Source organism: Actinomyces sp. oral taxon 448 str. F0400 (assembly GCF_000220835.1).
In the GTDB taxonomy this organism is placed as follows: domain Bacteria; phylum Actinomycetota; class Actinomycetes; order Actinomycetales; family Actinomycetaceae; genus Actinomyces.
In genome coordinates this window covers 1,430,338-1,450,894 of the sequence record NZ_GL985606.1, presented here as the reverse complement: position 1 = coordinate 1,450,894, position 20,557 = coordinate 1,430,338, and the positions used below count along the sequence as shown (strand labels likewise).

At 72.3% G+C, this 20,557-nt stretch carries 19 protein-coding genes; 2 read left to right on the top strand and 17 right to left on the bottom strand.

Features of this window, described 5'->3' with window-relative positions; genetic code table 11:
• The 4 genes from HMPREF9062_RS13600 to rimP all read right to left on the bottom strand — a co-directional run.
• On the bottom strand, positions 1-223 hold a 223-nt coding region (locus HMPREF9062_RS13600; protein ID WP_009749223.1), incomplete at its 3' end, for a translation initiation factor IF-2 N-terminal domain-containing protein.
• A gap of 89 nt (positions 224-312) precedes the next feature.
• Positions 313-630, bottom strand: coding sequence for a YlxR family protein (locus tag HMPREF9062_RS06220; RefSeq protein ID WP_253270674.1), 318 nt, complete (start codon positions 628-630; stop codon positions 313-315).
• A gap of 136 nt (positions 631-766) precedes the next feature.
• The gene (gene nusA, locus HMPREF9062_RS06215) at positions 767-1,813 is read right to left on the bottom strand and encodes a transcription termination factor NusA (protein ID WP_009749221.1); all 1,047 of its coding nucleotides are present in this window, start codon (positions 1,811-1,813) and stop codon (positions 767-769) included.
• 86 nt (positions 1,814-1,899) lie between these two features.
• The gene (gene rimP, locus HMPREF9062_RS06210) at positions 1,900-2,364 is read right to left on the bottom strand and encodes a ribosome maturation factor RimP (protein WP_009749220.1); all 465 of its coding nucleotides are present in this window, start codon (positions 2,362-2,364) and stop codon (positions 1,900-1,902) included.
• Between the two features lie 114 nt (positions 2,365-2,478).
• Here rimP and HMPREF9062_RS06205 point away from each other — a divergent pair, with 114 nt between their 5' ends.
• Positions 2,479-3,483 (top strand): hypothetical protein, encoded by a 1,005-nt coding sequence (locus tag HMPREF9062_RS06205; protein ID WP_253270754.1) that lies wholly within the window; start codon positions 2,479-2,481, stop codon positions 3,481-3,483.
• A 28-nt stretch (positions 3,484-3,511) separates the two neighbouring features.
• Here HMPREF9062_RS06205 and HMPREF9062_RS06200 read toward each other — a convergent pair whose 3' ends face one another.
• The 13 genes from HMPREF9062_RS06200 to rpsB all read right to left on the bottom strand — a co-directional run bounded on the left by HMPREF9062_RS06200 (position 3,512) and on the right by rpsB (position 19,793).
• Positions 3,512-6,433: a DEAD/DEAH box helicase family protein gene (locus HMPREF9062_RS06200; RefSeq protein WP_009749218.1), complete on the bottom strand. Its 2,922-nt coding sequence runs from the start codon at positions 6,431-6,433 to the stop codon at positions 3,512-3,514.
• Positions 6,430-8,256: a proline--tRNA ligase gene (locus HMPREF9062_RS06195; protein WP_009749217.1), complete on the bottom strand. Its 1,827-nt coding sequence runs from the start codon at positions 8,254-8,256 to the stop codon at positions 6,430-6,432. Before HMPREF9062_RS06195 ends, HMPREF9062_RS06200 begins: the two co-directional genes overlap by 4 nt.
• A 155-nt stretch (positions 8,257-8,411) precedes the next feature.
• The gene (locus tag HMPREF9062_RS06190; RefSeq protein ID WP_009749216.1) at positions 8,412-9,377 is read right to left on the bottom strand and encodes a GNAT family N-acetyltransferase; all 966 of its coding nucleotides are present in this window, start codon (positions 9,375-9,377) and stop codon (positions 8,412-8,414) included.
• Between the two features lie 22 nt (positions 9,378-9,399).
• Complete coding sequence (gene ispG / locus HMPREF9062_RS06185; protein WP_009749215.1) at positions 9,400-10,584, bottom strand: flavodoxin-dependent (E)-4-hydroxy-3-methylbut-2-enyl-diphosphate synthase; 1,185 nt, start codon at positions 10,582-10,584, stop codon at positions 9,400-9,402.
• Between the two features lie 117 nt (positions 10,585-10,701).
• The gene (locus HMPREF9062_RS06180; RefSeq protein ID WP_009749214.1) at positions 10,702-12,009 is read right to left on the bottom strand and encodes a M50 family metallopeptidase; all 1,308 of its coding nucleotides are present in this window, start codon (positions 12,007-12,009) and stop codon (positions 10,702-10,704) included.
• 54 nt (positions 12,010-12,063) lie between these two features.
• Entirely contained in the window at positions 12,064-13,335 is a 1,272-nt protein-coding gene (gene dxr / locus HMPREF9062_RS06175) for a 1-deoxy-D-xylulose-5-phosphate reductoisomerase (protein ID WP_009749213.1), read from the bottom strand.
• Positions 13,336-13,457: 122 nt separating this feature from the next.
• Complete coding sequence (locus HMPREF9062_RS06170) at positions 13,458-14,003, bottom strand: DivIVA domain-containing protein (protein ID WP_009749212.1); 546 nt, start codon at positions 14,001-14,003, stop codon at positions 13,458-13,460.
• Positions 14,000-15,259 carry a 23S rRNA (adenine(2503)-C(2))-methyltransferase RlmN gene (rlmN, locus tag HMPREF9062_RS06165; RefSeq protein WP_009749211.1) on the bottom strand — a complete coding sequence of 420 codons (1,260 nt, stop codon included), beginning with the start codon at positions 15,257-15,259 and terminating at the stop codon, positions 14,000-14,002. The genes HMPREF9062_RS06170 and rlmN overlap by 4 nt, the downstream gene beginning before the upstream one ends.
• Before the next feature lie 106 nt (positions 15,260-15,365).
• A complete protein-coding gene (locus HMPREF9062_RS06160) occupies positions 15,366-16,304 on the bottom strand; it encodes a phosphatidate cytidylyltransferase (RefSeq protein WP_009749210.1) in 939 nt (312 codons plus the stop codon).
• Positions 16,305-16,358: 54 nt separating this feature from the next.
• Entirely contained in the window at positions 16,359-16,916 is a 558-nt protein-coding gene (frr, locus tag HMPREF9062_RS06155; protein WP_009749209.1) for a ribosome recycling factor, read from the bottom strand.
• A 54-nt stretch (positions 16,917-16,970) separates the two neighbouring features.
• Entirely contained in the window at positions 16,971-17,729 is a 759-nt protein-coding gene (gene pyrH / locus HMPREF9062_RS06150; RefSeq protein WP_009749208.1) for a UMP kinase, read from the bottom strand.
• A gap of 287 nt (positions 17,730-18,016) precedes the next feature.
• Positions 18,017-18,856, bottom strand: coding sequence for a translation elongation factor Ts (gene tsf / locus HMPREF9062_RS06145; protein ID WP_009749206.1), 840 nt, complete (start codon positions 18,854-18,856; stop codon positions 18,017-18,019).
• A 52-nt stretch (positions 18,857-18,908) separates the two neighbouring features.
• On the bottom strand, positions 18,909-19,793 hold the full coding sequence (gene rpsB, locus HMPREF9062_RS06140) for a 30S ribosomal protein S2 (protein WP_009749205.1): 885 nt from the start codon (positions 19,791-19,793) through the stop codon (positions 18,909-18,911).
• Between the two features lie 579 nt (positions 19,794-20,372).
• Between rpsB and HMPREF9062_RS13215 the strand changes: the two genes are divergently transcribed.
• Positions 20,373-20,557, top strand: a 185-nt coding sequence (locus HMPREF9062_RS13215) for a hypothetical protein (protein WP_216584408.1), incomplete at its 3' end; no start/stop codon positions are given.

The following is a 20,557-nucleotide window of genomic DNA, read 5'->3' as shown; positions in this document are numbered from 1 at the left end:
CGGGCTTGGGCGCCCCCCCCTTACCGGCTCCGCCCTTGGCCGGGGAGGGCTGGGAGGCGAAGTGCTCGCGGACCCGGCGAGCGACGGGCGGCTCCACCGCGGAGGACGCCGCCTTGACGAACTCCCCTTGGTCCTTGAGCCAAGCCAGAATCATTTTGGATGTGATCTTCTTGCCAGAGGGATCGAGCTCCTTCGCGAGCTCGTGAACGCGTGGTTTAGCCACTTTTCTCCTGTCCGGTTGCCCACCCCGGAACAGGGCGGGCGCTTCTAGAGGCAGCTCATCGCTGGGTACTCATCGGGTGCCCATCTTCTCTACCCGCCTTTGCAATCGGTCGTGCCGGCCCCGCGGGGGACCGTTGCTTCGCGCTCGACACGGACCGCCTCGTGGGAGGCGATCCACTCGCGCACGGGGGCCACATCGGGTGACCCGCTGGTTCGCAGCGCGCGCCCGAGGGCGCGCCTGCGCTCGGCGAGGGCGAGGCACGTCGGATCGACGTGGATCCACGCGCCACGACCGGGCATGACAGCCCGGTCGTCGACCACCAGCTCGCCGCCGGTGCTCATCACCAGACGCAGAAGCTGCGTCCGGGGGGCCCTGCCCCGGCAGCCGACGCAACTGCGTACAGGCACGTGTGTGGTGCTCGCCACCGACCTCGTCGTGTCCTTCCGCTCGCTGCCCGGGCACCGCTATCGGGACGCGCCGACTCACCGAGTGAGGCCGGGCGGCCCGCGGATAGGCCCGGCGCAAGTCTACCGGTGCACGACCTCAGTCCTGAGGGCCCGGAATTGAGGGACCAATCACGTCGTCAGCACGCGAGTCATGCCCGGGAACGACCTCACCGGACTCGATGTCGGCGTGAATGTCGATCTTCCACCCGGTCAGGCGCGCCGCCAGGCGGGCGTTCTGCCCCTCCTTACCGATGGCCAGCGAGAGCTGGAAGTCGGGGACGACGGCGCGGGCGGTGCGCTCCTCGGCGTCAAGCACCGTCACCGAGGCGACCCGCGCCGGGGACAGCGCGTTGGCGACATAGCGCGCCGGATCCTCGGAGTAGTCGACGATATCGATCTTCTCCCCGCCCAGCTCAGCCATGACGGCCCGGACCCGCTGCCCCATCGGACCGATGCAGGCGCCCTTGGCGCCCACGCCGCGCGAGCGCGAGCGCACCGCCATCTTGGAGCGGTGCCCGGCCTCCCGGGCCACCGAAACGATCTCGACGTCGCCCGAGACGATCTCGGGCACCTCGCGCTCGAAGAGCTTGCGCACCAGCCCCGGATGGGTGCGGGAGAGGATGATCTGAGCGCCCTTGGCGCCGCGGGAGACCTCGGTGACGTAGGCGCGCACGCGGTCGCCGTGCCGGTACCGTTCGCCGGGCACCTGCTCGTGCGGAGGCATAACCCCCTCGTGCTCCTCGTCCAGGCGCACGTGGACCACGCGCGGATCCCGGCCCTGCTCGACGACCCCGGAGATCAGCTCGCCGGACTTGTCCTTGAAGGTGCCCAGCACCTCGAAGTCGCGCCGGTCCTGGATGCGCTGGACGATGACGGAACGGGCCGTGGCCTGAGCGATACGACCGAAATCGTCGGGGGTGTCGTCGAAGTACTCGCCCGTGGGCTCATCCTCCTCGTCGACCTCGGGAGCGAGGACGGTCATGTGACCGGTCCGCCTGTCGATCTCGACGTGGGCGCCGCGGATCGCGCCGGGGACCTTGGCATACGCGCCCAGGATGGCGTCCTCGATGGCGGGAAGGAGGCTGTCCAGATCGATGCCGAGCTCGTCGGCGGCGCCTCGCAGCTCCGGCATGTTGATGTCCATGGTTCCTCGGGTCCTCTCTCGTCTGGGCGGTGTGTCGGGCGGGCCCGCCCGTGGCCGCGGTCGGGACCGGGCCGATGGTTCGTGAGTCAGAAGATGACAACCATGCGCGCCTGCCGCACGTCGCGCAGCGCCAGGACGCGCTGCCTCCCGTCGATCATCAGGGTGACCGAATCCTCATCCGCCGCGACGACGGTACCGGTGAGCGTGACGTCGGCGCCATCGACCTCGACCGTCACCTCGAGATCGTGCCCCACCGCGCGGCGGAAATGACGCGGGGTGGTCAGACAGCGCTCGGCCCCGGGTGTGGACACCTCCAGGGTGTACCGGCCCGCGACCGGATCGGAATCGTCCATGGCGGCCGACACGGCGCGGGTGATCTTCGTTAGCGCATCCACGTCCATCTCGCCGGGGCCGTCGGGGAGGTCGACCAGGACTCGAACGGTGGAGTACCTGCCGGCCCGGGTCGTCTCGACGCCCTCGAGGAAGGCTCCGGCGTCCTCGACGACGGGGGTGAGCAGGTCAGTGAGGCTGCGTGCGAGCGCATCGGCCATGGCGGGTCCTCCCGATGGTGCTTCCCTCAAGGCCGTCCGGGGCCGCTGCGGGTTGAGTCAGTGAGCGTGGTCAGTGGACCTCATGCTACCCGTCCGTGGGAGGATCACCGCGTGATGCGCTCAACCTTCCCTTCCCCGGCCCCCGTCCCGGCGCGCCCGACCGCGGGCGGGCCCCCGCCCAGACGCCTGGTCCTGCGCGGTGCGGGCGCGGGCGGTGCGGCACTGGTGCTGGCACTGGTCGGCGGCTGCCGGCTCCGTCTGGGCACAGGCGCGCCCGAGTCGCTGCCCAGTCCCCCGGCGGCGGAGGAGGCTCGCGACCAGTTGGCGCGACGAGCCGTCCTGATCGCCTCGACAGCCGATGTCGTCGCGGACGGGGGATCGATGGACGCCGCGGGCCCCGCCCAGGGCCTGGCCTCGGCGGCGCGCACGCAGCTTCAGGCCCTGGGCGGGGTGTGGGAGCCCTGGGCGAGCGAGAGCCCCGCCGCGGACCCGGACCGCCCCACGACGTCCCCGGCGGCCACGGCCTCCCCGGGGGCGACGGTCCACGACCTGGTGACGGCACTGACCGAGGGGGCGACGCAGGCGTCAACCGTCGCCCGCGAGTCCTCGGAGGCGACCGCGGCGCGGCTGTACGCCTCCCTGGGCGTCGCATGGCTGCTGGGGACCGCGGCTCTCGACGCCCAGGCTGCCGAGATCTCCGGGAGGTCACCGTCCTCCCTGACCGATCCCCTGCCCGACGGAGTGCTGGAGGCCTACGACGCCGTCCGTTACGCGCTCCAGGAGGTGGCGGCGCGGGCAGAGGGCGACGAGCGCGCCCGAGCCCTCGCCGATGCCCAGTACGCCGCCGGCATCGTCTCCGCCTCGCTGGCGCTGGGCGGGCAGGACGGGCGCCTGTCCGCCTACGCGGCCCCCACGCGGGCCGACGACGGGGCCTCATCGGATGTGACCTGGGCGCGCGAGGCGTGGTCCACGGTCATGGGCGCCGAGCTCGTCGCCGTGGCGGCCGACGGCGGGCAGGCGACGTCGGGGGCTGTCGACGCGGCGGCGGCCGCCGGTTTACGGGCGAGGGCGTGGGGCGCCGCGGTGGACGAGGCCCTGCCCGGCTACACCTCGGCCTGACCCGGGCGGGCGACCCGCTGCGCCCGGCTCACTGGATCCAGCGGCGCGTGCGCTGCACGCTCACGCGCCGGTGCGCACCCCAGCCTCCGCGGCTGGCCAGAAGGGCCTCGGCGTCGTCGGCGTCGCGCACCAGGCGCAGCCGGCAGGGGCCCACCCGCCGCCTCCAGGCCGCCACGAGGACCTCCATGTCGGCGCGCGAGCAGGCCAGCGCCGCGGGCACGGCCAGGTGCAGGCTCCCGCCCCTGCCCCGGGCCCTGCGGGCCGCCAGTGATCCCAGAACCCGACGCACGACTCCCAGGCCGCCGACGTCCCGGGGCCGGGCGAGGGTCAGGGCGGCCGCCTCCAGCACGAAGCGGGGCCGACGCCGGGGCGGGGTCGCCAGTTCGGCCATCACGTCGGCGAAGCGGGCGCTCATGGCGGCGTCCACGCCGTCGAGGCCGAGAACCACGGTGCGCGCCTCACCGGGGCCCGGCCCGTCCTCGGCGACGACGAGCAGACGCGCCCCGTCCGCTCCGCGCTCGTCCTCGGCCGTCATGACCGTCATGACCGCCCGCGCGGCACCAGTCCAGAAGACCGCCGGAGCGCCGCGACGCAGCACGCCGGCGGTCGTGGAGACGCGGACGACGTCCAGGGCCCGGCCCGATCGCCGCGGCGGACCGCCGGCCGGCGCCTCGGAGACGGGGGCGGCCAGCGACCAGCGGCGGCCCTCCCGATCGCGGTCGCCAAGGCCGGCCAGCGTCGCGGTGTTGAGAGCGACGACGTCCCGGGCGGAGGCGCCGTCGGCGAGACGGTCGAGAGCGCGACGCTGAGCGGGGGTCAGGGCACCGGCCAGACCGGTCTCGATCGCCGGCGGGGCGGACTCATCCTCATCATCGGGATCGGGCAGGACGACCGACCAGACGCAGTCGGCCTTGCGGCGCAGACGGTCGAGGTCGGCGGTGGAACGCAGGCGGGAATCGGCGGGCAGCAGGCAGGCGACCGACCAATTGTGGGCGACTTTGCCGGGCCAGGCCGGGTCCAGACGGATGGTGCGTCCGCGCAGCTGCTGGACGGCCGTCGCAGTGGCGGCGGTGGTCAAGTCCACCAGGGTGTTGACGGCGGGGCAGTCCCAGCCCTCCCCGAGCAGGCCGCGCGTCCCGACGACGAGGCGCACATCGCCGGAGGCGATCAGATCGCTGACCGCCACGACCAGGTCCGCCGAGCCCACCCCGCCGGTGACGACCAGGGACCAGCCGTCGTCGCGGGCGCGCAGCTCCAGGCCCGTGCGAGCGCGCAAGCGCTCCAGAAGGGCGTCATCGCCGTGGGCCAGGCGCATCCGGGATGAGGTGAGCAGGACCGGGTGCAGGCCGCGCAGCTCCTCGTCCGCCAGAACAGCGGTGAAGCAACGCACGGCCCCGCCCGCGGCCTCGGCGCTCCCGGCGCCCACCAGGACGTCGAGGGCCCGATGGGGCGCAGAGCGCTCGGCCGCGTCGGTGACGACGACGGCGCGCAACTGCTCGCCCAGCGCGTCGAGCTCGTGGCGCACGATATCGACGACGGCGACATCCTTGGCCCGGGAGGCGGCGGCGATGACGTCCAGCGGCGAGCGGCCGGTGCGAATGCCCGAGTCCGTCAGATGCAGTCCGAAGCCGCGCAGCATCATGCGCACATCCTCCCAATCGGCACGGCGGGCGGGATCGGGCAGAAGGCGGTCAAGGGCGTAGCGGGCCAGAAGCTCCAGCTCCTCGGCGGCATCGAGGGCGTCGAGCTCGGGCAGGAGCGGGACGAGGCGCACGCTGAGCGGAGTGGGGGTGTAGTCGTCGGTGCGGCGCAGGAGGGCGCCGGCGCACGAGGCCAGGGACGGATTGTCGTCGAAGCCGGCGACGAGGGCCCGCACGAGGGCCGGATCGGACGGGACGGGCGCCCCGGCGGGCAGGTCGGGAGTGAGAACACCCAGGAGGTAGTCGACGCCGTCGGGGGCGAGCAGGTGCTGGGCGATGCGGTGGCGCAGCTCGGTCCCGGCGGTGGCGAGGAAGGCGGTCTCCTCGGGTGCGGGCAGGGTGAACCAGGCCAGGGGCCGGTAGGGGGCGAGGTGACCGGAGCGCACGACGGCGGGGACGGGGATCTCAGCGTCGACGTCGCCCAGCAGGGCGTGGTAGCGCCGCCAGGAGCGGTCCTCGCGGCTGGGCTCGGTGGCCGTCAGGCCGATGAGCGTGGGCGCGGCGCCGGCGGCGACCAGACGACGCCGCAGATAGTGGACGACGACGGCCCAGTGAGCGCGCAGGTGGTGGCATTCGTCCAGGACGATCGTCGCCACCCCGGCGTCGACGAGGGCGTCCAGGCGTTCGCGCGCCCCGCGGGCCAGTAGCGCGGCGACGGCGTCGTCGTCGAGCTCGTCGACGCGGGCGCGGATGGTGGCGGCGCGCGAGCGGATGCCACGGTTGTAGGCGGCGGGGTTGTCCGCGGCGAGAGCCTTCAGCCAGGCGTCGGCCCGGGCGCGGGTGCGGCCATCGCGCACGAGCTCGTCCAGCCAGCGCTCCCGGGCGGCCGCCTCCCAGGGGCCCGCGTCCGCGACCACCGACAGCGCCTGATAGGTCAGGACGGTCAGATCCGCGGGGTTCTCCCCCGCCTCGGGGCAGCGGTCGGCGACCGCGGGCGCACTGCCGTCGGGGGTGCGGAAGAACCGAGCGGCCTGCTCGGCCCACTGGGCGCGGATGACGGTGGTGGGGGCCAGGACCAGGGCGCGGCGTCCGTTGCGAACCGCGAGGGCCAGGCCGATCACGGTCTTGCCGGCACCCGGCGGGGCGACGAGGTGGAGAGCGGCACCGTCGTCGGGTCGTACGGCGTCCAGCAGGTCGGCCTGGTAGTCGCGCAGCGGGGCGGCCGGACGCCAGGAGGCGAGCGGGCGCTCGACCGTCCGATCGGCCGTGCGCCCACCCGTCGGCTCGGTTCGGCCGTGCTCGCGGCTCATGCGCGCGCCAGGGCCTCGCTCAGGGCGGCGGCCACCCGCCCGGCGGCGTCGGTGACCGGCACGCTGCTCCGCTCGCCGCTGCGGCGGTCGCGGATCTCAACCGTGCCCTCCCTGGCCAGGTCGCGTCCGACGACGACGATATAAGGCATGCCCAGCAGCTCGGCGTCGGCGAACTTCACGCCCGCCGAGACCCTGCGACGGTCGTCGTAGAGCACCTCGAAGCCCGCGGCGTCGAGCGCCTCCCCCAGGGATGCGGCGGCGGTGAAGACGGCGTCGTCCCTGCCGGTGGCCAGAATCTCGACGTGGTACGGGGCGACCCCGATCGGCCAGGCGAGCCCGTGCTCGTCGTGGTTGGCCTCGGCCAGCGCCGCCATGACGCGGCTGATCCCGATGCCGTAGGAGCCCATGGTGACCACGCGCGCCCGGCCGTTCTCATCCAGGACGGACAGCCCCAGCGCCTCGGCGTATCGGCGACCCAGAGCGAAGATGTGGCCGATCTCGATGCCGCGGGCCGGCTCGAGGGGACCCGAGCCGTCGGGAGCCGGGTCGCCGGGGCGGATCTCGGCGGCCTCGATCGTGCCGTCGGCGGTGAAGTCGCGGCCCTTGACCAGGTGGAGGACATGCTTCCTCATCGCATTGGCCCCGGTGACCCAACTGGTGCCGTCCACGACGCGGGGATCCAGCAGGTAGCGCACGGAGCCGGCGAGTCGCTCCCGGCCGTCCTGGTCGGTCTCCACGCGGCGGTCGGGCGAGTTGGGACCGATGGCGGTGGGGCCGATGTAGCCGCGCACGAGCTCGGGGTGACCGTCGAAGTCCTCATCGACGGCCATCTCGACCTCGGCGGGGGCGACGGCCGCCTCGAGCCGCCTCATGTCGATCTCGCGGTCGCCGGGCAGGCCCACGATGAGGAGCTCCTTGGAGCCGCCCGGGCGGGTGAGGGTGACGACGACATTCTTCAAGGTGTCGGCGGCGGTCCACGCCCGGCCGTCGGAGCGCGGGTAGCGCTCGTTGCACAGGTCCACGAGAGCCTCGATCGTGGGGGCGTCGGGGGTGTCCACAACGCGCGCGGGCGGCTCGGCGGAGGCGTCGACGGGCTCGGGGGCGGGAGTGATGACGGCCTCGGCGTTGGCGGCGTAGCCGCCGGCGGAGCGCACGAAGGTGTCCTCGCCGATCGGCGAGGGGTGGAGGAACTCCTCGGAGTGGGACCCGCCCATAGCGCCGGCCACGGCGTCGACCGGGACGTAGTCCAGGCCCAGACGGGCGAAGATCCGCTCGTAGGCGTGGCGGTGCAGCCGGTAGGAGGCCTCCAGGCCGGCGTCGTCCATGTCGAAGGAGTAGGAGTCCTTCATGATGAACTCGCGGCCGCGGATCAGTCCGGCGCGCGGGCGGGCCTCGTCGCGGTACTTGGTCTGGATCTGGTAGATCACCGCGGGCAGGTCCTTGTAGGAGGAGTACATGTCTTTGACCAGGAGGGTGAACATCTCCTCGTGGGTGGGCGCCAGGAGGTAGTCGTTGCCCCTGCGGTCGGCCAGGGTGAACAGGGTCGGGCCGTACTGCTCCCAGCGACCGCTCGCCTTGTACGGGTCGGCGGGCAGCAGCCCGGGGAAGTGCACCTCCTGGCCCCCGATGCGGTTCATCTCTTCGCGCACGACCCTCTCGATCTTGCCCAGGGTGCGCAGTCCCAGCGGCAGCCACGTGTAGATGCCGGGGGCGGCGCGCCGGATGTAGCAGGCGCGCACGAGCAGCCGGTGGCTGGCGACCTCGGCGTCAGCCGGATCCTCGCGCAGCGTTCGGATGAAGGCGGTGGACAGCGTCTGAAGCACGGGGCGATCCTACGTGTTCGCGCGCTGCAGGCTCGACCCGGTCTCGCGCGGGTCGGGCCCGTCCGCACTGCTCCTCGTCGGCAGAAGCCTCCGCCCCGATCGCCCTCGGAACCGGGCCCGCCGCCGACCGCAGCGAACTGGAGCGGCTAGAGCAGCTAGAGCAACATGGTCGCGAAGGTACCGGCCCGCTCGAAGCCGAGCCGCCCGTACAGGCCCAGCGCGGCGGCGTTGAAGTCGTTGACGTACAGGCTCACGATGCCGTCGGCACCCGTGTGGTCTCGGCGCACGGCGTCGACGACGGCCGCCAGCGCGGCCGTGCCGATGCCCCGGCCGCGCAGGTCGTCGCGGGTCCACACCCCGGTCAGCTGGGCGACGGTGCCCGTGGGAGCCCGCCATACGGCACCGACGTCGGTTTTGAAGGCCACCCGCCCGGTCCCTTCGGGGCGCGCCGGGGTCCCGGAGCCGTCATCCAGGACGATGTAGCTGCGCCCGGTGGCAACCAACCAGGACACGTGCCGCGCGTAGGAGCCCCCCGCCCTCATGGGGTCGTAACCGAGCTCGTCGGTGAACATGGCGACCGACGCGGGCAGGACCAGCTTCTCCTCCGCGGGCCCGGCCGGGTGAAGGGCCTCGGCAACCCACCGCAGGCGCGGCCGGCGGCGGACGACCGCCCCGGCCAGGCCGCCGTCGGGCGACGGCGCCACGAGCACCGGCTGAACCCATCGCTCCTGACGCGCCCGTAGACCGCCGGCCGCCAGATCCGTCCACACCGCCTCGACGTCCTGCACCGGCCCCACGACTGAGCCGTAGCGGGTCAGACGGGTGCGCGCATGGTCGGCCAGAGCGTGCGCCCCGTCGGAGCCGGCGCCGTCGTGTCCGAGCCCGGGGCGAGCCGCCAGACCGAAGGGAAGTAGGGAACCCGTCGCCCACGCACCGGCCGCCGGACGGCCGGCCCGGCCCAGGACGACGACGTCGCCGCTGTTCCACCGCTCCCACCGGCACAGCTGGTGGGCGAGGGTGACGGCTCCAACCGGCTCGAGGCCGCACACGCGCAGCAGCCCCGCGCGCTGGTGCGGGCCGATGGGGGTCAGCCGGTGGCCGAAGAAACTCACGATCGGCATCCGATGGGCGCGTCCGCCCGTCTCAGGACCCTGCCGTGACCACGGTGGGCGAGGTCCCGGCGAGCGCGTCCTCACCGAGCTCGGAGCGCATCCGGTCGGCCATGGCCTGGGCGTGCTCGAGGAGGGTGGAGACGACCCGGGCCTCGGGAACGGTCTCGACGACTTTGCCGCGCACGAAGATCTGCCCCTTACCGTTGCCCGAGGCGCAGCCGAGATCGGCCTCGCGCGCCTCGCCGGGGCCGTTGACCACGCAGCCCATGACGGCCACCCGCAGCGGGGCGGTGATCTCCTTGAGCCCGGCCTCCACCTCCTCGGCGAGTGCCCACACGTCCACCTGAGCGCGTCCGCACGAGGGGCAGGAGACGATTTCGAGTTTGCGCTCGCGCAGCCCCATGAACTCCAGGAGCTTGGTGCCGACCTTAACCTCCTCGACGGGAGGAGCCGACAGGGACACGCGAATGGTGTCGCCGATGCCCCGGGCGAGCAGCGTGCCGAAGGCCGCGCAGGACTTGATAGTGCCCTGGAAGGCGGGACCCGCCTCGGTCACCCCTAGATGCAGGGGCCAGTCGCCCTTCTCCGACAGCAGCTGGTAGGCCTGGACCATGGTGACCACGTCGTGGTGCTTGACCGAGATCTTGAAGTCGTGGAAGCCGCACTCCTCGAACAGGCCCGCCTCCCACACGGCGGACTCCACGAGGGCCTCGGCCGTGGCCTTGCCGTACTTCTTGAGCAGGCGCCTATCGAGGCTGCCGGCGTTGACGCCGATGCGCAGGGAGACGCCGTGATCGGAGGCGGCCTTGCAGATCTCGGCCACCTGATCGTCGAACTTGCGGATATTGCCGGGGTTGACGCGCACAGCGCCGCAACCGGCCTCGATGGCCGCGAAGACGTACTTCGGCTGGAAGTGGATGTCCGCGATGACCGGAATGCGGGACTGCGCGGCGATGATCGGCAGCGCGCCCGCGTCCTTGTCGGTGGGGCAGGCCACGCGCACGATGTCGCAACCGGCGGCCGTCAATTCGGCGATCTGCTGGAGGGTGGCGCCGATGTCGTGGGTCTTCGTCGTCGTCATCGACTGAACCGTGATGGGGGCGTCACCGCCGACGTACAGGTCGCCAACCTTGATCCTGCGGGTGGGCCTGCGAGGGGCGAGGACGGGGCTTTCCTCACGGACGGTGGGGATGCCAAGAGCAACGGCGTCAGTCACGCGCTCCAGTATGGCACCCGGACGGGCGCCTGATCCTCCCGTGCGCGCCCCCGTTGTGTGGCATGGGTCCCCTGCCGGCCCGGTCCGGCAGGGGACCGGTCAGGGCTCGCGGGACGGTCAGAAGGGGGCGACGACGTCGACCCAGATGAGGACGACCGCCATGACGATCAGAGCCACGAAGACGACCTGCCCGACCGGCAGCATGCGCGCGGTGTCGACGTGACCGGGGTCGGGGCGGTCGCGCCAGCGGGCCCGCAGGCGCCGCAGCCCCTCCCAGCAGGCCCCGGCGACGTGCCCGCCGTCCAGCGGTAGGAGCGGCACCAGGTTGAAGGCGAACAGGGCGAGGTTGAGCGACCCCAGCAGACTCAGCATGGAGGACAGGCGCGCCGAGAACGGGACCGTACCGGTGCCCACGCCCTCGCTGGAGACCTCCCCCGCGATCCTGCCCACGCCCACCAGGCTGACTAGGCCGTCGGCCCTGCGCTCCTCCAGCCCGAGACCCGCCGCCACCGAGTGGTAGAGGCCGACGGGAAGGGTGATGATCGCCTTGAGGGTCTGCCCCACCGCCGTGGCGACCTCGCCGGGCACCCGGCTCGGCGCCACCCTGACCGTTCGCGCCCTCGGCTCGATGCCGACGTAGGGCCGCAGCTCGGTGGAGGCCGACCCGTCGGCGGCCGTGACGGTGCGCTCGACCTCGACGGGGGTGACGCTCAGGGTCGTCTCCGTCCCGTCTCGGCGCACGACGACGTCGGCCGGCTCCGTGCCCCCGGAGCGGATGGCCGCCTGAACGTCCGCCCACGCGGGCGTCGGGACTCCGTTCCACGAGACGATCTCGTCGCCGGCGCGCATGCCCGCGGCGACGGCCGGCGAGACCGAGGACGCGGAGTCGGAGGAGTCGGAGGCGCACTGGGAGCCCGGCGCGCCGACAGCGGCCGGCACGCAGGGCTCCACCGAGGACAGCGTGGATGTGGCCGTGTACTGCCCGACCGCCCCCAGCGCCAGCGCGAGGCAGACGATCCCCAGGACCAGGTTGGTCAGAATGCCGCCGGCCATGACCAGGAGCTTGCGCGGCACGCTGAGACGGTAGAAGGCGCGATCCTGCTCGTCGGGTCCCAGCTCGGCCAGGGCCTCCTCACGGGCCTCGGCCACCATCGATCCGGGCTTGTCGGGGCGGCCAGGACGGGCGGGGGGCAGCATGCCGAGGAGTTTGACGTAGCCGCCGAGCCAGATGGCCTTGACGCCGTACTCGGTCTCACCGCGACGGATGGACCAGATGCGCGGCCCGAAGCCGATGAAGTACTCGGGTACTTTCACCCCGAAGCGCTTGGCCGGGACCATGTGCCCCAATTCGTGGAGGGCGACCGAGATGGCCAGCCCCGCGATGAGGACGATAATGCCCAGGATGTAGGCGAGGGTCGGACTCACGGGCTGCTCCCAGGGTCGTAGAACTGTCGGAGAACTGATGCGGACGGGCGGCGGTCACAGCGAGCGACCCGCGATGAGCTCGTCGGCTCGTCGGCGCGCCCAGGCCTCGACTGCGAGCACGTCCTCCAGCGCCGGATCCCCGGTGCCGGCCCCCTCGTGCTCGCCGACGACGGCGGCGTCGACCTCGACGATGTCCGTCCACCGCAGGCGGCCGGTCAGGAAGGCGTCCACGGCCTGCTCGTTGGCGGCGTTGAGGACGGCGGGGTGGGTGGCGGAGGCCGCGACCGCGCTGCGGGCGAGGTCGACGGCCGGGAACGTCCCGGTATCCAGCGGCTCGAAGGTCCAGGCGGCCGGCTCCCCCCAGCGGTTGGGGGTCACCAGGCCGGACAGGTCGGGGCGCGCCGGCCAGGTCAGGCCCAGGGCGATGGGCAGGCGCATGTCGGGGGGCGAGGCCTGGGCGATGGTGGCGCCGTCGACGAACTCGACCATGGAGTGGACGACCGACTGCGGGTGGACGACGACCGTGATGTCGTCCGGGGCGACATCGAACAGCAGATGCGCCTCGATGAGCTCCAACCCCTTATTGACCAGGGTCGAGGAGTTGACGGTGACGACGGGCCCCATGGCCCAGGTCGGGTGGTTCAGGGCCTGGGCGGCGGTGACGTCGGCGAGTTCGGCGCGCGAACGAGCTCGGAAGGGGCCGCCCGAGGCGGTGAGCACGAGCCGGCGCACGTCGGAGCGGCCCGTGACCTCCGGGCTCGTCAGGCCCCTGCCGTGGCGGCCCGAGGCCAGGGCCTGGGCGATGGCGGAGTGCTCGGAGTCGACGGGGACGACCTGTCCGGGTCGCCGCAGAGCGCCCCTGACCAGGGCGCCGCCCACGACGAGGGACTCCTTGTTCGCCAGGGCCAAGCGCGCCCCGGTGGCCAGCGCCGCCAGGGTCGGGCGCAGGCCGACCGAGCCGGTGATGGCGTTGAGGACGGTGTCCCCGCGCCCCAGTCCCGCCTGCTCGACCAGCGCGATCGGGGCGTCGGAACCGGTGAGGATCTCGGCGACGGGGTCGGGGCGTCCCGCCCGTTCGGCCGCGGCGGACAGGGCGGCGCGCAGATGCGCGACGGCATCCGTCTCCTCGGCGCTGATCGCGACCCTCGGCACGTGCAAAGCCACCGCCTGCTCGGCGAGCGCCTCGGGGCGCGCTCCCCCGGCCGCCAGCCCCACGACCTCGGGCGCCCCGCCATCGGCCCCCAGCCGCCCGACGACGTCCAGGGTCTGGGTCCCGATGGACCCGGTGGACCCCAGCAGGACCAGCCGGGAGGATGTGTGACTCATGCGCGCTCCTTCCTGAATGATTCCTCGCGAGCCTGCGGTGCGCAGCGCGGGTGCCGCCGCGCGACGGACCGACGGACTCAGCGGACCGCGGCCGTTCTGCTTCTCATGCCCTGATCCGCTGGCTACTCGACGGACAGAAGGACTTCGACGACGCGGGCCAGATAGCGGTCCACGCTCCTCTCGTCGTAGGCGGCGTCCTTCTTGGCCGCCGTGAAGGTCGCCGTGCGCACCTCGGTCGACGACAGGGCGGTGTCGGCGTCGAAGTAGGAGGCAATACGATCCATGAGGGCGTCGACGTCGACCTTGGAGTAGCCGTGCTTGTGGGCGGAGGCGAAGCGCGACCCGTGGGGCCGCAGCAGCCGCGGGTAGAGGGTGGTGGCCAGCTGGGCGACCTCCTCCATCCAGGCCTTGCGTCCCCGCTCGGCCACGAAGTCGGCCCGGCGGCGCTGGAGGAAGGCCGCCTCGAGCCGGTCCAGGGCGGCGTCGACGGCGGCGGGCTTGTAGCCGCCGCGCACCACATCGAAGGCGACGGTGCGCACACCCTCGGAGTCCATCTCGTCGAGCTCGCCGGCGTCGTAGATCTCACGAGCAGTCGTGAAGTAGCCGTCGACCTGCTCGCGGCGGTAGCCCTGGCGGAGGAAGCCCGCCCGGGGGAACATGTCGCTCATGCTCTGACCCTTTCCTGGTGGAGCACCTCGGTGGCCAACTGGCCGCAGGCGCCGTCGATATCGCTGCCACGAGTATCACGCACCGTCGTGGCGATGCCGGCGCGCCGAAGCGTGTCGACGAACAGATCCTGCACGTTCGGGAGCGAGCACGTCCAGATGGATCCCGGTGTGGGGTTGAGCGGGATGGGGTTGACGTGGGCCCATCCCGACCCGCGAACGTTGAGCTCGTCGGCCAGACGCTGGGCGCGCCAGGCGTGGTCGTTCATGTCCTTGATGAGAGCGTACTCGATGGACACGCGTCGCCCCGTGGAGCGGAAGTAGTCGTGAGCGGCATCGAGCAGCTCGCCGACCCTCCATCGGGAATTGACTGGGATGAGCTCGTCGCGCAGCCCGTCGTCGGGGGCGTGGAGGGAGACGGCCAGAGTCACGGGCAGGCCCTCGGTGGCGAGCCTGCGGATCAGGGGAACCAGACCAACCGTGGAGACGGTGATGGCGCGGGCGGACAATCCGAAGCCCTCGGGGACGGGGTCGATGAGCCGGTGCAGGGCGGCGACGACATTCCTGTAGTTGACCAACGGTTCGCCCATGCCCATGAAGACGACATTGCTCAACCGCGCCGGGGAGCCGGCCAGCGCCCCCGCGGCCGACGCCCGGGCGGCGTGACGCACCTGCTCGATGATCTCGGCGGTCGACAGGTTGCGCGTCAGCCCCATCTGACCGGTGGCGCAGAAGGGGCAGGCCATGCCGCAGCCGGCCTGGGAGGACACGCACAGGGTCGTGCGATCCCGGTAGCGCATGAGGACGGACTCCACCCGCACCCCGTCGTGCAGCTTCCACAGGTGCTTGATGGTACGGCCGCCGTCGGCCCGCAGGGCGCGCACCTGGTGGATGAGGTCGGGCAGCAGCTCGGCCGTCAACCGGTCGCGCTGGCCGGCCGGCAGGTCCGTCATATCGGCGGGGTCGCGGGTGAAGCGGGCGAAGTAGTGGCGCGAGAGCTGGTCGGCGCGGAAGGCGGGTAGGCCGGCCCGCCCGAGAGCCTCCTTGCGGCCGGCCAGAGCGAGGTCCGCCAGATGCCGCGGAGCCCTGCCCCGGGCGGGCGGGACGGCGAAGGACAGGCGCGGGCGCGCCCGAGGATCGGTGGCGCCCTCCGGCGGCTGGTCGGTGGGGCGCACCTGGACCCGGCCGGTCGCACCCCCGTCCCGTCGGCCGCGGCCGACGGGACGGGGACCGCGGCCTCTCTCGCGTGCGGGACTCACAGGTCCGGGACTCCTTTCAGCATATTCTTCAACACGTTCGCGCGCGGCTCCCCGCCGGCCGCCGCCGGCTCGTGAATGAGCCGGCGACGTCCGGCGGCCGGCGGCGTCAGTGGACGGCCAGAGAGAAGACGTAGACGACGGGGGCGGCCACGAGGATCGAGTCGAGACGATCCATGAGCCCTCCATGTCCGGGCAGGAGCGTGCCCATGTCCTTCAGGCCGAGATCCCGCTTGAGCAGGGACTCCCCCAGGTCGCCCAGGGTGGAGACGACCACGATGGTCGCACCCAGGGCGGCGCCCGCCCACCAGGGACCGCTCAGGGCCCGCAAGCAGCCCGAGCCCACGGTCACGGCGGCGACCATGGAGCCCGCGAATCCCTCCCAGGACTTCTTGGGCGACACGCTCGGCGCCATGGGGTGCCGGCCGAGCAGAACGCCGGCCAGCCAACCCCCGGTGTCGTTGGCCGCGGGCAGAGCGATGAGCATGACGACCTTGCCGACGCCGTGGTCCTGGTCGGTGACCAGGACGGCGAAGCTCGCCAGGAAAGGCAGGTAGGTCGCGGCGAAGACGGAGGCGGAGGCCGTCACCGACCGGGAGCGTCGCGCGGCGTCATGCTCATCCGTGCGCGGCACCGCCTGGTCGGGCGCCTCCAGGGGCGTGCCCGACTCCGCCTCCGCCTGGTCCAAGAAGCACCACAGGACGCAGGCGCCCGCCGTAGCGAGATAGGCGCCCAGGGCGGCCTCGGCCCCGATGATCCAGGCGCACACGGCCATCCCGAGGGTGCCGAGCCACAGCGGGCCCAGAGGCAGACGGATGCCCTTGCGGGCGAAGGCGCCGGCGAGCTCCCACAGGGCGCCGCACACGGCCGCGACGACGAGGCCGACGAAGAAGATCTTGTCGAACAGCAGTGAGGCCAGGACGGCGGCGACGAGGACGGCCGCGACCCCGATGGCCGCCGGCAGATTCCGCCCGGCCCGTCCGGTGGTGGGCAGGGGGGCGCGGTTGCGCGTCGGCGGCGGGGTCAGCAGTGTGCTCAGGGGGGTCACGGGTGAGATGTTCCCATCGGTGCAAGGTATCGGGCCGGGCCGGTCGGGCCGGGCTCAGACGTCGAGGAGCTCGGCCTCCTTGGTGTCCAGAGCGGCGTCGATCTTCTCCACGAAGCGCCTGGTCAGAGCGTCAAGCTCGCCCTCGGCGCGCTTGACATCGTCCTCACCGGCCTGCCCGCCCCTCTTGATCGCCTCCAGTTCCTTCTTGGCCCTCCCGCGCACCCCGCGCACCTGGACGCGGGACTCCTCGGCGCGGTGACGGGCGAGCTTGACGTAGTCCTTGCGGCGCTCCTCGGTCAGGGCCGGCAGGGTGACCCGGATGACGGTTCCGTCATCGGTGGGGTTGACGCCCAGGTCGGACTCGCGGATGGCAGTGGTGATGGCCTTCATCGCGCTGCGGTCGTAGGGGCTGATGATGACGGTGCGGGCCTCGGGAATAGTCAGGGAGGCGAGCTGTTGGAGAGGGGTGGGCGCCCCGTAATAGTCGACCATGATCGCGGTGAACATGGCCGGGTTGGCGCGGCCGGTGCGAATGGCGGCGAGCTCGTGCTTGGCGGCCTCGAGAGCCTTATCCATCTTGTCCTCGGCTTCGAGCATGACGTCGTCGATCATGATTCTTCCTCCGGTGGTGGGCTGGTGGTGGTCGGATCGCGGGGCGGGACGGGCTCACTCCCGCGTGACGAGGGTACCGATCTGCTCACCGAGCAGCGCCCGGGTGATGTTGCCGCCCTCGCCCATGCCGAACACGCGCATCGTCAGGCCGTTGTCGCGGCACAGGGCGAAGGCGGAGGCATCGACGACCTTGAGGTCCTCGGCCAGGGCGCGCTCATAGGTCAGCCGGCGGAGCAGCCGGGCGTCCGGGTTGGTGCGCGGGTCGGCCGTGTATACGCCGTCGACGCCGTTCTTGCCGACGAGGAGTTCGTCGCAACGGGTCTCCAACGCGCGCTGGGCGGAGACGGTGTCGGTGGAGAAGTAGGGCAAGCCGGCTCCAGCACCGAAGATGATGACGCGGCCCTTCTCCATGTGCCGGATCGCCTTAAGCGGTATGTAGGGCTCGGCGACCTGGGTCATGGCGATCGCGGACTGGACGCGCGCCGGCGCCCCGGCCTTCTCGATGAAGTCCTGGAGCGCCAGGGCGTTCATAACGGTGCCGAGCATGCCCATGTAATCGGCGCGGTCGCGGGCCATACCCCGCTGGGAGAGTTCGGCGCCGCGGAAGAAGTTGCCTCCGCCGACGACCACCGCCACCTGGACGCCGGCGCGAACAGCCGCGGCGATCTGGCGGGCGGCATCGGAGACGACGTCGGCATCCAGCCCCACGGCCCCGCCCCCGAACACCTCGCCGGAGAGTTTGAGAAGGACGCGGCGCGGGCGCGCCGCCGGAGTCTGCGTGGGTGCCTCGGAGGGGAGCGTCTGGGCGGTCATGAGTGGTATCTCCTGAGTCTGGCATCCGATGATGACGTGGCTCGGGTGCGCACGCGCCGAGGGCGAGCCTACCCGTTGCGCCTCTCCTCCCGCGGCGGACCCTGTCACGACTCGGCGGCGGCCCCGCCCGGGCGGGGCCGTGCGAGGGCCCCGCGGACGGATGCTCGCGGGGCCCTCAACCGTCGCGGACGGCGGCGCGCACGCCTCAGATCGGTGAAAACGCGCCGATGCCGTGCCGGAACTCCGAGACCCGGGCGCCGGCGGCCCCGGCGGTGCGCGCCACGCGCTCAGACGCCGACGCGGAAGCGGACGAAACCGGTGATCGTACCGCCGGTGGCCTCCACGACCGAGCCGACCGTGGCCTTGGGGTCCTTGGCATAGGGCTGGTCGACCAGGCAGTTCTCCTTGAAGAAGCCTCCCAGGCGTCCCTCGACGATCTTCGCGATCGCCTTCTCCGGCTTGCCCTCGGCGCGCGTGGTTTCCTCAGCGATGGCGCGCTCCTTGGCGACCGTCTCGACAGGGACGTCCTCGCGGGTCACGTAGAGCGGGGAGTAGGCGGCGATGTGCATCGCGATGTCGTGCGCGACCTCGGCGGCCTCCTCATCGGTGCCGACGAGGACGGCGACCTGGGCGGGCAGGTCGGGGCTGGTGCGGTGCAGGTAGAGCTCGACCTTCGGGGCGACCAGACGAGCGAGGCGACGCACGACGATCTTCTCGCCGATGACGGCCTGCATCGAGTCGGTCAGGTCCTTGACGGTGCCGTCCTCGACGGCGACCTCGGCGAGGGCCTCGGCGGTCTCGGCGCCGGAGGCGACGGCTGCGTCGAGGACCCTGTCTGCGAAGGCGATGAACTTCTCGTTCTTGGCCACGAAGTCGGTTTCGGCGTTGACCTCGACCAGGACGCCCGCCTGAGAGTCGCCGTCGTCGACGACTCTGGCCGCGATGAGGCCCGCGGAGGCGTTGCGGCCCTCGCGCTTGGCGACGCCCTTCAGCCCCTTGACGCGGATGATTTCGACGGCTCTCTCCGCGTCGCCGTCGGCCTCGTCGAGGGCCTTCTTGACGTCGAGCATGCCGGCGCCGGTCCGCTCGCGCAGCGCCTTGATGTCAGCGGTTGTGTAGTTCGCCATGGATGTATGTCTCCTGGAGTTTCTCCGGTAGTGCTGGAGTGGGGTGTCGGGCTCAGGCCTGCTGGGCGGTGCCGGCGGTCTCGGCCGCCTGAGGATCGGCCGGTGCGGCGGTGCCGGCGGTCTCGGCCGGCGCGGCGGTCTGCGCGTTCTCCTCGGCGCCGGCCAGGAGGGCGGCCTCCCACTCGGGCAACGGCTCGGCGTCGGCGGCGGCGACTTCCGCCTCCGCACCCGTGCGAGTGCGGCCGGAGGAACGGGCCACGAGCCCCTCGGCGACGGCGTCGGCGACGACGCGGGTCAGCAGACTCACGGCGCGGATGGCGTCATCGTTGCCCGGAACGCCGTAGGTGACTTCGTCGGGGTCGCAGTTGGTGTCGAGAATGGCGACGATGGGGATGTTCAGCTTCCGAGCCTCGGAGACCGCCAAGTGCTCCTTCTTGGTGTCCACGACCCACACGGCGGCGGGAAGCCTGGCCATGTCGCGGATTCCGCCGAGAGTTTTGACGAGCTTGTCCTTCTCGCGGCGCATCATGAGCAGCTCCTTCTTCGTGCGGCCGGAGCCGGCCACGTCGTCGAAGTCGATCTGCTCGAGCTCCTTCATACGATCCAGGCGGGCGCGCACAGTCGAGAAGTTGGTGAGCATGCCGCCCAGCCAGCGCTGACTGACGTAGGGCATGCCGACGCGCTGAGCCTGCTCGGCCACGGCCGCCTGAGCCTGCTTCTTGGTGCCGACGAACAGGATGTTGCCGCCGCGGGCGACGGTCTCCTTGACGAAGTCGTAGGCAGTGTTGATGCCCTCGACGGTCTGCGTCAGGTCGATGACGTAGATGCCGTTGCGCTCGGTGAGGATGAAGCGCTTCATCTTGGGGTTCCAGCGTCGGGTCTGGTGGCCGAAATGGACACCGCTCTCCAGGAGCTGGCGCATGGTGACAATCGCCATGTCGGTCCTTTCGCACGCGCCCCGGGGCCGCCGGGCGCGCTGTGGGTTGTGGGGCGCTCGCCCGTCATGATCGACGGCAGTCGACGGTGATCGACGGCGCCCCGGTGGTGTATCTGGGTTTCTCCCCGTTGACCGGTGGGCCCGCGCGGCGGGCCGCGGCTCCGCCCCGGCGAGGCCGAGCGGATGGGGCCTGGTGCCCGCGACGCGCGGACGCCCGCCTCGCCGGGCGAACCCGAAGCAGGACAGGACCACGACCGCGACGCCCGAAAGGACGATCCCGTGCCCAGGTCGGGTGAGCCGATGGGCGCGGGTGCGAGCACGCGAAGTCAGCCGCCCGCGATCGGCTCCGAACCGGTGAGAACCGTCCAGGACCGCCCGCAGGCAACCGCGTGCGAGAGGCTATCACAGAGTTTGGCGCGATTCTGCGCCGATCCGTACCCATCCGAGGGACGGGGATGTCATTCCCATCACCCCGCCGGGCTCCACAGGAGCGCCCCGGCGCGACCGCGCCTCGCGGAGATCCACAGGATGTTCTCCCGCATCGGGCGCCGACCGCGCACGACAGGCAACCTGGTGAGCATGAGCCCCGCACGCGCCACCTCGTCCCCGAGCCCGCGCCGGTTCTCTCGCCGGGCTCCGCACCGGGGCGTCCGCCGACGCGGGAGGCGACTGCTCGCGGTCGGCCTGGCGCTGGGCCTGGCGGCTCTCCCCCCTCTCGGCGGGGAGCCGACCGCCGCCGCCTCGGACGCGGCCGGGGCGGCGTC

Excerpts from the sequence above, each read along its gene's own strand:
- nusA (WP_009749221.1), bottom strand. The coding sequence starts at position 1,813 with ATGGACATCAACATGCCGGAGCTGCGAGGCGCCGCCGACGAGCTCGGC.
- rimP (WP_009749220.1), bottom strand. The coding sequence starts at position 2,364 with ATGGCCGATGCGCTCGCACGCAGCCTCACTGACCTGCTCACCCCCGTC.
- HMPREF9062_RS06205 (WP_253270754.1), top strand. The coding sequence starts at position 2,479 with ATGCGCTCAACCTTCCCTTCCCCGGCCCCCGTCCCGGCGCGCCCGACC.
- HMPREF9062_RS06200 (WP_009749218.1), bottom strand. The coding sequence starts at position 6,433 with ATGAGCCGCGAGCACGGCCGAACCGAGCCGACGGGTGGGCGCACGGCC.
- HMPREF9062_RS06190 (WP_009749216.1), bottom strand. The coding sequence starts at position 9,377 with ATGCCGATCGTGAGTTTCTTCGGCCACCGGCTGACCCCCATCGGCCCG.
- dxr (WP_009749213.1), bottom strand. The coding sequence starts at position 13,335 with ATGAGTCACACATCCTCCCGGCTGGTCCTGCTGGGGTCCACCGGGTCC.
- HMPREF9062_RS06170 (WP_009749212.1), bottom strand. The coding sequence starts at position 14,003 with ATGAGCGACATGTTCCCCCGGGCGGGCTTCCTCCGCCAGGGCTACCGC.
- frr (WP_009749209.1), bottom strand. The coding sequence starts at position 16,916 with ATGATCGACGACGTCATGCTCGAAGCCGAGGACAAGATGGATAAGGCT.
- pyrH (WP_009749208.1), bottom strand. The coding sequence starts at position 17,729 with ATGACCGCCCAGACGCTCCCCTCCGAGGCACCCACGCAGACTCCGGCG.
- tsf (WP_009749206.1), bottom strand. The coding sequence starts at position 18,856 with ATGGCGAACTACACAACCGCTGACATCAAGGCGCTGCGCGAGCGGACC.
- rpsB (WP_009749205.1), bottom strand. The coding sequence starts at position 19,793 with ATGGCGATTGTCACCATGCGCCAGCTCCTGGAGAGCGGTGTCCATTTC.